The organism is Erythrobacter sp. NFXS35, from assembly GCF_040148725.1.
Classification (GTDB): domain Bacteria; phylum Pseudomonadota; class Alphaproteobacteria; order Sphingomonadales; family Sphingomonadaceae; genus Erythrobacter.
This window is the reverse complement of sequence record NZ_JAGDEB010000001.1, coordinates 591,420-605,599: the sequence shown is the minus strand read 5'-3', so window position 1 is coordinate 605,599 and position 14,180 is coordinate 591,420. Positions and strand designations below refer to the sequence as shown.

Here is a 14,180-nt window from a genome sequence, read left to right as displayed (position 1 = left end):
GGCCACCGAGAGTTCGGCAAGAGGAGAGTGATCATTGGATTACATCCCCTATTGCGGTCCAGCCCCGCATCCCGGCGGCGTTCTTGCCGCATGGAATTTCGATCCTGTGGTGCTCGTAGCTCTGGCGCTGCTCACGTTGGGGCTGCATCGACGGGGCTTGCGTGTCCGGATCGGTCTCGGATTGCTTGCGCTTGCCTATGTCTCGCCCCTGTGTGCGCTGAGTGCGGGCCTCTTTTCGGCGCGAACGGTGCATCACCTCGTCATCGTTCTGGGAGCAGCGCCGCTGCTGGCCGAGGCGCTGCGCCTTGACCGCGTTCGGCTCGTTCCGGCGCTGATAGCGCATCTTGCAGTGTTCTGGCTGTGGCACCTTCCAGCCGCTTACGAGTTGGCTTTGTCGAGCGACCTCGCATATTGGATTGGGCAGTTTGCCCTCCTCGGATCGGCGATCTTGCTATGGCGCGCGCTGGGACGGGAGGATATTCTTCCGACTTCAGTCTTCTTCGTCATCGCGGCGATGGTGATGCAGATGGGAATGCTGGGTGCGATCCTGACATTCGCACCGCACGCGCTCTATGCCCCGCATTTCCTGACCACCCAAGGCCTTGGTTTCGGCGTACTCGAGGATCAGCAGATTGCCGGGCTGATAATGTGGGTCGGCAGTCTTCCGCTGACCATCCTGGCCGGATGGCCGCCGCTGGTGCGGCTTTTCACCCAGACCCGGCGCCGGATCGCGGCCTGAGCGATGCTGTGGCTCAAGTTCATTCATATCTGCGGCGTTGCCATCTGGGTCGCCGGACTGATCTACCTCGCCGCTCTGCTCGTGGGCCACAGTACTGTTCGGGACCAGCAGGACTTCGCCCGCATCCGCATGGCGAGCCGGTTCGCATATATGGGGCTGGTTTCGCCCGCGGGCTTCATCGCAGTCGGAGCGGGCAGCGCATTGCTGTTCGTCGGCGATGCGCTGCACCCATGGATGTTCGCGAAGCTTGCGGCGGTGGCGGTGCTGGCTGTGGCGCATGTGCAATATGCCTATGTCCTGACCCATCTGGCGGAAGAAGGCGCGCAGCAGCCGACGCTGCGGATCAGGATCATTGTCATTGCTGTGGGCGCGGCGGCGTGCGCAATTTTCTACCTCGTGCTCGCCAAGCCTGCTCTGGACGGCGCGATCCTGCCCGAATGGCTCAGCGAGCCGGGTTTTTTGAAACGTTCGGAAGATCCGGCTCAGGCTCCCTCTGCGCTTCAGCTTCCTCATCGACAATGATGCCGACGCCATGTTCGAACACCAGCCTTCCGCCTTGCCAGCCTGCGATGCCGACCATCACCAAGCCCCCTGCCGACAACAGCAGGCCCCAGGGCAATATTGCAGCTTCGGGATCGGGCAGGCGCCAGCCCCAGTTCGCTCCGATCACCGCGAGCAGCGTCATGGCGGCGACCGCGTGACTCCAACTGGCCGGATTGCGGCGGATGCCCGGCCCGGCGAGCAGCTCGACCGTGCCGGCAACGGCGGAAAGCACGCCCATGCCGAAGCCCCAGCCGCTGGTCCACAGGCCCACGCGAGCGAAGAAGGGATCGGCCAGCAGCCACCAGAAGATATCCGCGCCCAATGTCGCCACGATCAGGGCGATGGGGAACGTCACCAGCATGGCGTGGATCGGGTGACCGGCCAGTGCGATGCGCGAGGAGACGCCGAGGTCCTTTGCTTCATCGAGTCGGGCCATGCCACCTCAACACGCGGCATCAGCGCAGGTTACGGACGAACGGCGCGGCTCGCCGCGTTGATCCCCCCGCTCATCGCCCTGCCGGCCTGTTCCGGTATTTATTCGGCGCTCGACCCCGCTGGGCCAGCTGCCGAGCGGGTCGAGGTCCTATGGGTCATCATGTTCTGGAGCGCGGTCGCGATTGTGACGGGCGTGATGGCGACCGCGATCTATGCGATGGCCACCCGCGATCGGGAGCGGGCGTTCTCAACCCGGCGCGTTCTGGTGGGATGGGGGCTGATCTTCCCGGCGTTGACGCTCAGCGCGCTGATGGCGTTCGCATTTCTGCGCGGCGAACAATTGCTGGCGCGCAGCGAAGACGAGAGCGACGTCATTCGGGTCCATGCCGAGCGATGGGAATGGCGGTTTGCCTACCCTGGCGGCGAGCAGTCGGCCAGAGTCCTTCATATTCCTGCGGGCCGCGAATTCACGGTCGCGATCACCAGCGGGGATGTGATCCATTCATTCTGGGTGCCGCGCCTCGGCGGCAAGATGGATGCTGTTCCGGGCAGGCTCAACCGCCTTCGTCTGCAGGCTGACCAACCCGGCATCTATTACGGCCAGTGTTCGGAGTATTGCGGGCTGGGCCATGCCCATATGCAGTTCGAGGTGCACGCCCACCAGCCTGCAGATTACGCCGCCGCGCTGGCCAATGCCGATGATGTCGCGGCCCGGCCGCTGCCGGTGCTCGATCAACGCAGCGCTCCGGCGGGCGAAATCATCGAACGCTGGACGGATCGGGTATTCAAAGCATTGGGCATTTCATGAGCGGAGAACCGCAGCAAACTCCCGATCATCGGCACGCGCTTGGCCTGCATTACGAATTGCAGGACCTGTATTCGCCGCCAAAGGGCCGGTTCAGCAGGTTCGCGGCGACCAATCACACCGTCGTCGGAATCCGCTTCATGCTAACCGCGATCGCATTCTTCCTCGTGGGCGGGGTGCTGGCAATGCTGATCCGCGCGCAGTTGGCAGGGGCGAACACGCAATTTCTCGACGCCGCCGATTACGCGCAGGTCTTCACCATGCACGGCACAGTGATGATGTTCCTGTTCGCGATTCCGCTGATCGAGGGATTTGCGCTGTATATGCTGCCCAAATTGCTGGGCGCGCGCGATCTCGCCTTTCCGCGTCTGAGCGCCTTCGGATATTGGTGTTACCTGTTTGGCGGGCTGACCTTGCTGGGCGCGCTGCTGGCCGGTGTCGCGCCCGACAGCGGGTGGTTCATGTACACGCCGCTGTCGTCCAAGCCCTATTCTCCCGGCATCAATGCCGACATCTGGCTGGTAGGGATCACCGTGGTCGAGGTTTCGGCGGTCTGCGCCGCGGTCGAGATCATGGTGACCGTGCTCAAGGTGCGCAGTCCGGGCATGTCATTGATGAGGATGCCGCTGCTGGCATGGTATCTGTGGGTGACGGCGGCGATGATGCTGGCGGGCTTTCCTCCGCTGATCCTTGGATCGATCCTGCTCGAAATGGAGCGCGCCTTCGGTCTGCCGTTCTTCGACCCGACGCGCGGCGGCGATCCGCTGCTCTGGCAGCACCTGTTCTGGCTGTTCGGCCACCCTGAGGTCTACATCATCTTCCTGCCCGCAGCGGGCGTCGTGTCGACGATCCTTCCGGTATTCTGCGGCAGGCCGATGGTCGGTTACACGTGGATCGTGGTTGCACTGATCGCGCAGGCGTTCCTCAGTTTCGGGCTGTGGGCGCACCATATGTTTACCACCGGCATCCCGCATCTCAGCCTCGCGATATTCTCGGCGGCGAGCCTGCTGGTGGTGATACCGACAGCCGTGCAGATCTTCGCCTGGCTGGCGACCCTGCTGAAAGGCAGGCCGCGGCTCAGCCTGCCGATGCTGTGGATTTTCGGGTTCTTCTTCATTTTCGTCAGCGGCGGGCTGACCGGGGTGATGGTGGCGGTGGTGCCGTTCGATTGGCAGGTGCACGACACCCACTTCGTGGTGGCGCATCTGCATTATGTGCTGGTGGGCGGGTTCGTGTTCCCGGTGATCGCGGGCTTATATTACTGGACGCCGCAATTCACCGGGCGAAGGTCCGATCGGGGGCTTGGGAAATTCGCCTTCTGGACGGTGTTCACCGGCTTCAACCTGACCTTCTTCATCATGCATCTGACCGGGCTGCTGGGGATGCCGCGCCGGGTCTACACCTATGCCGCAGGGCTGGGGTGGGAGGTGCCCAACCTCGTCTCGTCGATCGGCGGCTTTATTCTGGCGGTCGGCTTTGCGCTCGTGCTGCTGGATATGCTGGTCCAATGGCGGTTCGCACCGCATGTGACGACCAATCCGTGGAAGGCCGGTTCGCTCGAATGGGCCATGCCCAGTCCAGTGTCGGCCTATAACTTCGCCAGCTTGCCCGAAGTGACCGGGCGCGACCCGCTGTGGAAGGATCCGGAGGTCCCCGTCTGTATCGCCGGAGGAGAGGGCTTCCTTGCCGGGCCAACGGTTCCGGGCCAGCGAGAGACCATGGCCGTCGATGCGCTGGATGGTAGGCCGGATTACGTGCTCATTCTACCCGGGCCGACGTTTCTGCCGCTGCTGGCCGCACTGGCGCTGTTCGGCGCGGCAGGGTGTTTCCTGTTCGGTTTCTATCCCGGTTCGGCGGTGCTGGCGGCGGTGCTCGTCGGCGTCTGTTTGCGCTGGCTGTGGCAGAGCGGGCTGCGCGAAGACCCGCAACCGGTCGATATCGGCAAGGGGCAAAGGCTTCTGCCGCATCCTGCACGTGACCAGTCGCCGGGTTGGTGGGGCATGGTGTTCACGCTGGTCTTCGATGCCACGCTGCTTGTCTCGCTACTGTTCGGATATGTGTTCCTTCTGTCGCGCGTGCCGGACTGGCCGCCTCCGGCAATGATCGAGCCCGACTGGCTGGTCGCCGCCCTCATCCTTGCGGGCCTCGCTGCGGCGGCGGTCGGCACCCAAGGTGCCGTTGGCGCAAACGGGCAGGGGAAGGGCAGGGCGCGAGGCTGGTGGCTGGCGATTGCCGGGGCGGGCGGGGCTGCGAGTGCTATAGGTTTCGGTCTAATCCTGTCGCTGCTGACCGCGCCTGCGACCAGCCACGCCTATGCGGCTTGCGTCGTGGCCTTATCGCTGTTCGGCGGGCTTCACGCAGGGCTCGCCGCCATCGGCAGCGGCTTCGTCGCGGCGCGCTGCCGGGCGGGGTTCGTGTCCCGGGCGAGGGCGGGTGACCTGCTGATCCTGCGCCTTTTCTGCCAGTTCAGTGCGGGCGCAGGCTTGATCGTGCTGGTGGCGGTGTATCTCGCCGCGTGGTTGGCCTGACGCGCTGCGCCGTCCTACCGCACCAGCAGCACCGGCGCATGAATGGTGCGGATCATCTCTGAGGTGGTGCTGCCGACGATAAGGTTGCGGATCGGCGAGTGGCCATAGGCACCCATCAAAAGCAGCGGATTGCTGACCGAGCCCATGACCTGCTGAATGATCTTTTCCGCCTTGCCAGGATCGATCACGCTGCTGACCGGGTGATCGGGCGCGAACACCGCTTCCGCCTCGGCCAGCGCGGCGCGTTTGGCGTTGCCCGATGCTTCGGCCATGACGATGGTAACCGGCAGGCCATCGAAGAGCGGTGAATTGGCGAGCCGTTCCAGCGCGCGTTTCGCTGCGGGGCTGGCGTCATAGGCGAACACCACGTGCTCCGGCTGTGAATAAGCGCGCGATACGATCATCACCGGCTTTATGCTGGAGCGGACCACCCGTTCGATCATCGATCCGATATGCTCGGGCGCGAATTCGTGATCGGTGCCGCGCCGGCCCAGCACCACGATCCGCGCATCCTCCTCGCGTTCGAGGATGGTTTCCACAACGCCGCCGTGGCGGTGCAGGGTGGTGACATCAGTCACACCGGCTTCGCGCACGATCTGCTCGCCCGCAGCCAGCAGCACGCGGCCTTTTTCGATCTCGGCACGGCTGCTTTCTTCTGACAATCGCACGAGTTCTTCCATCAGATCGCTTTTGACGCCGAGCCCGATCGCGCCCGACAGATCGCGCCGCGCGGCCACCGCGTCTTGACGCTGTACAACGTGGAGCAGCTCGATCGGCAGCGACAGGCGCTCTGCCGCCCAGACAGCATATTTGCAGACGCTGGTCGCGTGGGCAGAGGCGTCGATTGCGGCGAGGATGCGTTCCATTGGTGTCTCTCCCATCAGTGGCCGCCCAATTGCGCTTCTGCGCACGACTTGTCATGCGTGGCGTATCGTTCGATCAGCGCCGCGCTGGTTTCGTTGAGCCCGACGATCTCCACCGCTGTGCCTTCGCGCCGGAACTTCAGGATCGCCTTGTCGAGGGTGCCGACCGCCGAGATATCCCAGAACTGCGCGTTGCTGACATCGATCTCCACCCGATCGAGCACCTCCTTGAAATCGAACGCATCGACGAAGTTGTCGGAAGACGCGAAGAACACCTGCCCCGAGACCTGATAATGGCGGGTCCGGCCATCGTCGGAAAGCTGCGAATCTACGACGAACAGCCGCTTGACCTTACTGGCGAAGAACAGGCCCGACAGGATGACGCCTGCCAGCACGCCCTGCGCCAAGTCATGGGTCCATACGGTGATGACGACGGTGACCACCATCACCACCGACGACTGCCAAGGATTGAAGCGAAGATCCTTGATCGACCGCCACGAGAACGTGCCGATCGACACCATGATCATTACCGCGACCAGTGCGGCCATCGGAATGATCGCGACCAATCCGCCCAGCACCATCAGCAGGAATAGCAGGAACGTGCCGGACACGAAGGTCGAAAGCCGGGTCAAACCGCCGGACTTCACGTTGATGACCGATTGGCCGATCATCGCACAGCCGCCCATACCGCCCAGAAAGCCAGTGAAGAAGTTGGCGATGCCCTGACCCTTCATCTCGCGCTGCTTGTTGGAAGGGGTATCGGTCAAATCGTCCACGATCTGTGCGGTCATCATCGATTCCAGCAGGCCGACCGCCGCCATCGTCGCCGAAAACGGCAGGATTATCCGCAGCGTTTCCAGTGTGAACGGCACATCGGGTATCAGCCACATCGGCAGCGAAGTCGGCAGTTCGCCCATGTCGCCTACGCTGCGCACGTCAAAGCCGGTGTAGTAGACCAGCACGGTCAGCACCACGATGGCGACCAGCGGCGATGGGACCGCGCGGGTCAGGTACGGAAACAGGTAGATGATCGCGAGACCGCCTGCCACCAGCGCATAGGTCAGCATTGGCACGCCGGTCAGTTCGGGCCACTGCGCCATGAAGATCAGGATCGCCAGCGCATTCACGAACCCGGTGATGACCGAGCGCGAGACATATTGCATCAGCAGGTTCAATCGCAGGAACCCGGCAATCATCTGGATCACGCCCATCAGGATCGTGGCGGCAAACAGGTATTCCACGCCGTGATCGCGCACCAGCGGCAGAACCAGCACAGCAATGGCAGCCGTGGCGGCCGAGATCATCCCCGGCCGACCGCCGACCAGCGAGATGATGACCGCAATCGAGAACGAGGCATACAGACCGACGCGCGGATCGACCCCGGCGATGATCGAGAATCCGATCGCTTCGGGAATGAGCGCGAGCGCCACAACGATCCCGGCCAGGATGTCGCCGCGCGGGTTGGACAACCACTCGCGCTTGAGGGTTTCGAAATTGGGCATGAGTGACCTTGCTTGCAACCTGACGTCCCGCAAAACCCGGCGCGCTGGCTATCTTGGCCGCGATGCAGGAAGCGGATCGAACGAGAAGAAAAGGTTATCCCGGGGATAGGCGCCGGGCCGAGCCACCCGGGATAACCCGGGTCCGGTGAATTGATGCGAGCAATATGCGAAGTCTGCCATTGCTGCAAGTGCGAAGAACGCGATGTCGACGCAACTTCTGTTAGGGGTTACCGAAAGTCTCCGCCATCTCAGGCCGAAGCGATACCTGCGTCCTCCACCGGCGTTGCCACCGGCTCGTCCCGTTCCTTCCGCTCGGAATAGCGATCCACCAGTGAATCTGCGTGGGGGCGAAGCAGTACGGTGAAGCGCACCAGTTCCTCCATCACGTCAACGATGCGGTCGTAAAAGGGTGAGGGCTTCATGCGCCCGGCCTCGTCGAATTCCTCGTAGGCCTTGGCGATGGACGACTGATTGGGAATGGTGACCATCCGCATCCAGCGGCCCAGCACGCGGAGGGAATTGACGGTGTTGAAGCTTTGCGACCCCGCGCAGACCTGCATCACCGCCAGCGTGCGGCCCTGCGTGGGGCGCAGCCCTTTGTAGGCCAGCGGCAGGTGATCGATCTGGGATTTCATGATCCCGGTGATGGTCCCATGGCGTTCCGGGCTGCACCACACCTGGCCTTCGGACCACAGCGAGTGTTCGCGCAGTTCATGCACTGCGGGGTGATCGTCGCCGCCCACCTGATCGGGCAGTGGCAGATCGGACGGATTGAAAATGCGTGTTTCGCACCCGAACAGTTGCAGTAGGCGTGCGGCCTCCTCCACCGCGAGCCGCGAAAAAGAACGCTCCCGCAGCGAGCCGTAGAGCAGCAGGATACGCGGCGGCGGATCGATCGCGCCGAGCCCGCTCGCCGGATTGCTATGCAGGTATTCGCGGCGCAGTGCGGGCAAGTGATCGGGATCGGGCAGCGGGCGCAGACGGGTCATCGGCGTGCTTTCGGTCATGCCGCGGGGAACCGGCCACGTGTGCGGTTGGCGAAGGCGACCAGCGACAGCATCACCGGCACTTCGACCAGCACGCCCACCACTGTCGCCAGCGCCGCGCCGCTGGATAACCCGAACAGCCCGATGGCGACCGCCACGGCGAGTTCAAAGAAGTTCGACGTGCCGATCAGCGCGCAGGGCGCGGCGATGTTGTGGGGCACTTTCCACGCCATCGCTGCTGCATAGGCGACCGCGAAAATGCCATAGGACTGAATGATGATCGGGATCGCGATCAGCACGATCAGCAGCGGGTTGGACACAATCGTGCCTGCCTGAAATGCAAACAACAGCACCACTGTCGCCAGCAGGCCAATAATCGACCACGGCTTCAGCCGGGCGGTGAAGGCATCGACCGCCGCTTCATCGCCGCTATGCGACGCAATCACCCGGCTCCGCGTGATGGCCCCCGCCACCAATGGCACGACAACATACAGCACCACCGACAAAAGCAGCGTATCCCACGGCACCACAATATCGGTCACACCCAGCAGCAGCGCCACGAGCGGAGCAAATGCAACGATCATCACCAGATCGTTCACCGATACCTGCACCAGCGTATAGGCAGGATCGCCGCGGGTCAGTTGCGACCACACGAATACCATCGCGGTGCAGGGAGCAGCGCCCAGCAGGATCAACCCGGCGATGTACTGATCAGCGTCGCCTTCGCTCATAAGCCCGGCATAAAGGTAATCGAAGAACAGCACCGCCAGCGCCGCCATCGTGAACGGCTTGACCAGCCAGTTGACCACCAGCGTGATCACCAGCCCCTTGGGCTTGCGGCCGATGTCCTTGATGCTGCCGAAATCGACGCCAACCATCATCGGAAAGATCATCGCCCAGATCAGCAAGGCAACCACCAGATTGACCGAGGCATATTCCAGCCCCGCCAGCACCCCGACCGCATCGGGTGCAACCAATCCGAGCCCCAGCCCCGCTACAATGGCGAGCAGCACCCAGACCGACAGGTATCGTTCGAACGTGCCTAGCGGCGAGGCGGCAGGCGCAGGATTGGCGAGAGTCTGGGTCATTTCATGCGCAGCCCCGATGTATCGACGACCTGTTCGCCATCTTCTTTCACAAAAGCTCCGCGCTGGTCGGCGGGGATCAGGTCGAGCACCTCTTCGGAAGGGCGGCACAGCTTCACGCCCAGCGGCGAAACCACCAACGGACGGTTGATCAGGATCGGATGCGCCATCATCGCGTCGATCAGCTGATCATCTCGCAGCGTAGGATCATCCAGCCCAAGCTCGGCAAACGGCGTGCCTTTCTCGCGCAGCAGATCGCGGGGCGCTATACCAGCGCGCGCAATCAGGCTTTCCAGCAGCGCACGCGAAGGCGGGGTCTTGAGGTATTCCACAACATGCGGTTCGATCCCGGCATTGCGGATCATCGCCAGCGTATTGCGCGACGTGCCGCATTCCGGGTTATGGTAAATTATGATATCGGTGTTCATGCCATTACTCCACAGCACATGAGATTTCACCCAGCAGGCCGCCGCACATTTCCGGCGCGCCCTGGCAACAATCCTGCATCAAATAGGTCAGCAACCGACGCATCCCGGCAAAATCGGCGCAGTAGTGGATCAACCGGCTTTCGCGGGTGGACTGAACCAGACCGGCGCGCTCCAGCGTCGCCAGGTGGTGCGACATCGTAGAGGGCGGCACGCCTTGGTGGTCGGCGATGGCGCCTGCAATCATGCCAGCCGGACCGGCTTTCACCAGCGTGCGGAACACCGACAGCCGCGTTTCATGCGCCAGTGCGCCCAGCGCATCGACTGCCCAGTCCTGAGGATTGAGATTGCCCAAAATACCACCTTTCGAGAAATATCGAATTAAACCGGGCAGTGAGCGAGTCAATCAACGTTTCGAAAATATTCGTACTAGAAACACAGGCGCGCTTGGGACCAGTGCAGCGCCTACTGCCCGTTCCGCAGGTTACGTCCGCTGCATGGTTCGGATCAGTGTCTCGATCACCCGCCGCACCGCAACCGGCTTTTCGCAATGCGGTGTGTGTTCAAAGCGTTGCGGAATCGCCTTCGGGTCATAACCGCTGACGAACAAGGTCGGCACCTTGCGCTCTTGCAGGATCGCCGCCGCAGGAAAAGCGGTTTCACCCCGCAGGTTCACGTCCAGCACTGCGCCATCGATACGTTTGGTGCCTTCGATGAGCGTCAGCGCCTTGGACAAACTTGCAGCCGGTCCGACAACGGTTGCACCTGCATCTTGCAGTTCGTCACGCAACTCTGCGGCGAGGAGATATTCATCCTCGACCAACAGGATCCGGCAATTGCTTAATGATAGCGCGGTCATTCCGGTGCTCCTCGATCGATCAGTTCGCCGAAACCGGCAGCAGAATGGTGCAGTGAACACCGTCTGGATGGAGGGTAAAACTCGTCTTGGCATCGAGCTGGTAAGGCAGCGCCTGCTCGATCAGCTCGCGCCCGTGTCCACCGGGCCGTTGAGCGACATCGGGCGGCATGGTCACCCCCATCTCGCGCCAATCGATCCGAAGCAGGGGATATTCGCTGCCGGGATCGCAAAGCAGTGACCAGCTTATATGAAGCTTGGCCGCAGGTTGGCTGAGAGCACCGTGCTTGATCGCATTTGTCGCAAGCTCATGCAGCGCCATTGCCAGGGTTTGCACCGTCGAGGATCGCAGTCGCACGCCGTCGGGTCCATCGAGAATGACCTGGCCCACGCGCCCGTCCAACGCCCTGAGTTCGGCGTCGATCAATTCGTCGAACGTGATTCGATCGGAGTCGTTCAGTCTCGATAGCAGGGCCTGTACCCGTGAGAGCGCTTCAAGACGATGTCCGAAGCGATCCTTGAAATCGGCGAGGTCGGCGCTGGCACGGATCGTCTTTTGCGACATCGACTGCACCACAGCCATGAGATTGCGCGTGCGATGCTGCAGTTCGGCCACCAGAACCTGCTGTCGACCCTGCAGTTCATGGAGCTGATGGATATCGGTCGATGTGCCCAGCCATTCGACAATCGATCCGCCGTGATTGCGAACCGGCAAGGCGCGGGTTTGAAACCAACGATAGTCTTGGCTCGACACATTGCGAATGCGCGCCTCGACCGCGAAGTTGCCGGTACTCAAGGCCTCGGTCCACGCACTGCGCGCAGCTGCGTGATCATCGGGATGGAATGCTTGCAGCCAGCCATCGCCCTTGCTGTCTTCACGCGAATAGCCGGTGTATTCACTCCATTGCGGGCTGGACCAGGTCCAGTCGCCATTCTTGTCGGCGCGCCAGACCAGTTGGGGAATACCTTCCATCAGAACTTTGAGGCGCAATTCCGTTTTGCGCAGTTCGGTCATGTCGTGGCCCACGCCGCCGATCAGCGTGACGTTGCCCTGCGCATCGGTAAGCGGGAAGTCCGTATTGCGCAGCCACCGGATCGACCCGTCCAAAGGGCGCCGGATACGGTAGTCGAAAGTGACGTGGTTACCTGCGCGAACCCGCTTAATGGCATCCAGCACCAGAGCGCGGTCTTCCTCCAGGATCATATCGATCCAGTTGTCAAAATCATTGCCTTCAAGGGCGTCATGCCGGGATAGCCCATAGATATTCTCGAATGCGGGGGTGAGGTATTGCCACTGAAGGGTCTGCGCATCGCGCATCCACAGGATGTCCTGCGATGCTTCGCCGAATTGGCGAAACCGGTTCTCGCTTTCCCTGAGCGCCAATTCGGTCTGCACCCGCTCGGTCACGTCCTGCGCAATCTTGAGGTAACCGGTCAGGTTCCCGCAGGAATCCCGTACCGCAATCGTCTGTCCATCCAGAAATACGCGCGAGCCATCGCGCCGTTGGTGCCAGCGGCGGTTTATTGTCGATCCGCTATCGGATGCGCGCGCCAATTCGTCCTCGGGCACGTTCGCGCTGCGGTCTTCGTCTGTGAATATCATCTCGGTGGGCCGCCCGATTGCCTCGTCCGCCGACCAACCCAGGATTTCCTCGGATCCCGCCAGCCAGTCCGTGATGCGGTCGTCGGCGTCGCTGACTATCATGACATAGGCGCGCGCATTCTCGATCAGCTTAAGACGTCCGTCAGCGATTTTCAGAGCGGCGGCGGTCCGGTGCCGGTCGATGACCGGACCGAGGATCATGGCGTAGGTTTTCAGAAAGTGGATATCCCGATCGCCGAATTCGCGCGGCTCGCGCGCATCCACCTGCAACAGGCCGAACGGCACCCGCTCAGGCAGGAAAATCGGGACGTTGACCAGTGCCGCCACACCGTGGTCGATCAAAAATTGCGGGAATTCGAACCTGTCCTCTCTGGATATGTCATTGGAGATCACCGGCCGCTCTTCTTCGATAGCGAAAGCCTCTGACGATTTTTCCGATAGGCTCACGCGCTCTTGCCCGACAATCCCCGGGCGCCAGCCAACACCGGCGCGGACCAGTCCGGTGTCATTGCTGCAGTCGATCTCGATGACCTTTGCTAGTTCGACGTCGAGACCCCGCGCGACGTGGCGGCAGGCTTCGGTCAGGATGTCATCGAGATCAGCATTATTGAGCACAAAGTCGCCGAACGCGGAAAGCGCTGCCTGGTGTCGCTCAACCTGGGATCTACTGGTCATTCTTTCTTGTCGCTAGCTCTTTGGTGGTCGTGCAATTCGGAGTTGGTTTCCGCAGCGGTATTTATTCGGCGCAGGCGGTCGGCAACGCCGCCTAGACCGCCTTGAATACCTGCGCGGGCACAGTGATCGTGGCCGATGTACCGAAAACCAGCGAGACATCGATCATCGCGCCGGGAACGACATTGGAATCATAATTCGAGACAACGGCGAACTCGCCGTCCGGATTGAGACTCAGCGTCTCGCCCGGTTCGATCGGCAGATTGGCGACCGGCATCCATGCGGGCCCTTCGATTTCCTGGATTCCCGTGGCACTTGCGTGTGCGAGCCGCACTTCCGAGAGGACAGTCGTCTGGTCGCCGACGTTCGTGATATCGAGATAAATCCTCGCACCATCGCCCGCCCGTTCGGGCAGCATGATTCGCGGGTTTTCGACTCGTATGGTCGAGCCGAAATCGGGAGCCTGCGAGGCTTCGGTGCCGGATATGGTGCCTGTCTGCCAAAGAGGCCACAACAGCATGATGGTTGCGATCAACCCTCCCACAATCAGTGCTGCAATCAGCCATTTGTGTTTGCTCAAGGGATCACCTCATCCAGTCTGGACTGCGGCCAAGCGGCCATGGGGCAGATGAAATAGCAGGTGCCGATGCGAGCTTTGCTTACATGTGTATGGCTCCGGACGCTTCGTCCGCGGTTGCTGCGATACGGCACTGTGCGGCGCAATGCTGATGCACGTTAGCGACCCTGAAGTTCCGGTATGATTTTGAAACGGCTTGCGCCTAAAGCGCCATCACAACGCATTCGGGAGGCAAGATCCATCGAAATTCCTCGCCTTGCCGGCTCGGTTCGAGGTGGTTAGGGGGCCATGCCCTGCATTGCTGAATCTTTCACAATCCCTAGTTAGGGCGCATGGGACAACAGTATCGACATGCCGGTCCTGACCGGGAGTTTTTGCGGACCGGCTACGGCTGTGTTGCGCACGTTGCTCGCATCGGAGGTCGACAGTTCTCAAAAGCCGATAGATCGCTTGGGCGGATAGTTTTTGGGAAGCCGGTGCATGTATGCCGGTCTCTTGGTTTAATCAGGATGCGCGCCGATTGGCGCAGCACCTCACGCAGGTAGACGAAAATGAAGGTAG

General features: G+C 61.9%; 14 protein-coding genes and 1 other annotated feature. Of the genes, 4 read left to right on the top strand and 10 right to left on the bottom strand.

The window, feature by feature from the left end; all coding sequences use genetic code 11:
- Nucleotides 1–34: 34 nt before the first annotated feature.
- Nucleotides 35–739 (top strand): cytochrome c oxidase assembly protein, encoded by a 705-nt coding sequence (locus J3454_RS02980; RefSeq protein WP_349512265.1) that lies wholly within the window; start codon nucleotides 35–37, stop codon nucleotides 737–739.
- Nucleotides 740–742: 3 nt separating this feature from the next.
- A complete protein-coding gene (locus J3454_RS02975; protein WP_349512264.1) occupies nucleotides 743–1,261 on the top strand; it encodes a CopD family protein in 519 nt (172 codons plus the stop codon).
- On the opposite strand, the gene J3454_RS02970 is transcribed toward J3454_RS02975, so the two are convergent.
- Complete coding sequence (locus J3454_RS02970) at nucleotides 1,182–1,718, bottom strand: DUF2231 domain-containing protein (protein WP_349512263.1); 537 nt, start codon at nucleotides 1,716–1,718, stop codon at nucleotides 1,182–1,184. The genes J3454_RS02975 and J3454_RS02970 overlap by 80 nt on opposite strands.
- Nucleotides 1,719–1,775: 57 nt before the next feature.
- Between J3454_RS02970 and coxB the strand changes: the two genes are divergently transcribed.
- Complete coding sequence (gene coxB / locus J3454_RS02965) at nucleotides 1,776–2,525, top strand: cytochrome c oxidase subunit II (RefSeq protein ID WP_349512262.1); 750 nt, start codon at nucleotides 1,776–1,778, stop codon at nucleotides 2,523–2,525.
- A complete protein-coding gene (gene ctaD, locus J3454_RS02960; RefSeq protein ID WP_349512261.1) occupies nucleotides 2,522–5,050 on the top strand; it encodes a cytochrome c oxidase subunit I in 2,529 nt (842 codons plus the stop codon). Before coxB ends, ctaD begins: the two co-directional genes overlap by 4 nt.
- A 14-nt stretch (nucleotides 5,051–5,064) precedes the next feature.
- Here the strand turns inward: ctaD and J3454_RS02955 are convergent, their stop codons facing one another.
- The 9 genes from J3454_RS02955 to J3454_RS02915 all read right to left on the bottom strand — a co-directional run bounded on the left by J3454_RS02955 (nucleotide 5,065) and on the right by J3454_RS02915 (nucleotide 13,622).
- A complete protein-coding gene (locus tag J3454_RS02955) occupies nucleotides 5,065–5,916 on the bottom strand; it encodes a universal stress protein (protein ID WP_349512260.1) in 852 nt (283 codons plus the stop codon).
- A gap of 14 nt (nucleotides 5,917–5,930) precedes the next feature.
- A complete protein-coding gene (locus J3454_RS02950) occupies nucleotides 5,931–7,415 on the bottom strand; it encodes a SulP family inorganic anion transporter (RefSeq protein WP_349512259.1) in 1,485 nt (494 codons plus the stop codon).
- 92 nt (nucleotides 7,416–7,507) lie between these two features.
- Nucleotides 7,508–7,562 (bottom strand) — a sequence feature (sul1 is cis-regulatory element that is thought to sense ions involved in sulfur or methionine metabolism; They are found in Alphaproteobacteria).
- Between the two features lie 101 nt (nucleotides 7,563–7,663).
- A complete protein-coding gene (gene arsH, locus J3454_RS02945; protein ID WP_349512258.1) occupies nucleotides 7,664–8,404 on the bottom strand; it encodes an arsenical resistance protein ArsH in 741 nt (246 codons plus the stop codon).
- A 14-nt stretch (nucleotides 8,405–8,418) separates the two neighbouring features.
- Nucleotides 8,419–9,489: an ACR3 family arsenite efflux transporter gene (gene arsB, locus J3454_RS02940; protein ID WP_349512257.1), complete on the bottom strand. Its 1,071-nt coding sequence runs from the start codon at nucleotides 9,487–9,489 to the stop codon at nucleotides 8,419–8,421.
- The gene (arsC, locus tag J3454_RS02935) at nucleotides 9,486–9,914 is read right to left on the bottom strand and encodes an arsenate reductase (glutaredoxin) (protein WP_349512256.1); all 429 of its coding nucleotides are present in this window, start codon (nucleotides 9,912–9,914) and stop codon (nucleotides 9,486–9,488) included. The genes arsB and arsC overlap by 4 nt, the downstream gene beginning before the upstream one ends.
- Nucleotides 9,915–9,918: 4 nt before the next feature.
- Nucleotides 9,919–10,266, bottom strand: a complete 348-nt coding sequence (locus J3454_RS02930) for an ArsR/SmtB family transcription factor (protein WP_349512255.1) — start codon at nucleotides 10,264–10,266, stop codon at nucleotides 9,919–9,921.
- Between the two features lie 129 nt (nucleotides 10,267–10,395).
- Entirely contained in the window at nucleotides 10,396–10,770 is a 375-nt protein-coding gene (locus J3454_RS02925; RefSeq protein ID WP_349512254.1) for a response regulator, read from the bottom strand.
- A gap of 19 nt (nucleotides 10,771–10,789) precedes the next feature.
- Nucleotides 10,790–13,045 carry a PAS domain S-box protein gene (locus J3454_RS02920; RefSeq protein ID WP_349512253.1) on the bottom strand — a complete coding sequence of 752 codons (2,256 nt, stop codon included), beginning with the start codon at nucleotides 13,043–13,045 and terminating at the stop codon, nucleotides 10,790–10,792.
- A gap of 91 nt (nucleotides 13,046–13,136) precedes the next feature.
- The gene (locus J3454_RS02915; RefSeq protein ID WP_349512252.1) at nucleotides 13,137–13,622 is read right to left on the bottom strand and encodes a copper chaperone PCu(A)C domain-containing protein; all 486 of its coding nucleotides are present in this window, start codon (nucleotides 13,620–13,622) and stop codon (nucleotides 13,137–13,139) included.
- Nucleotides 13,623–14,180 lie beyond the last annotated feature (558 nt).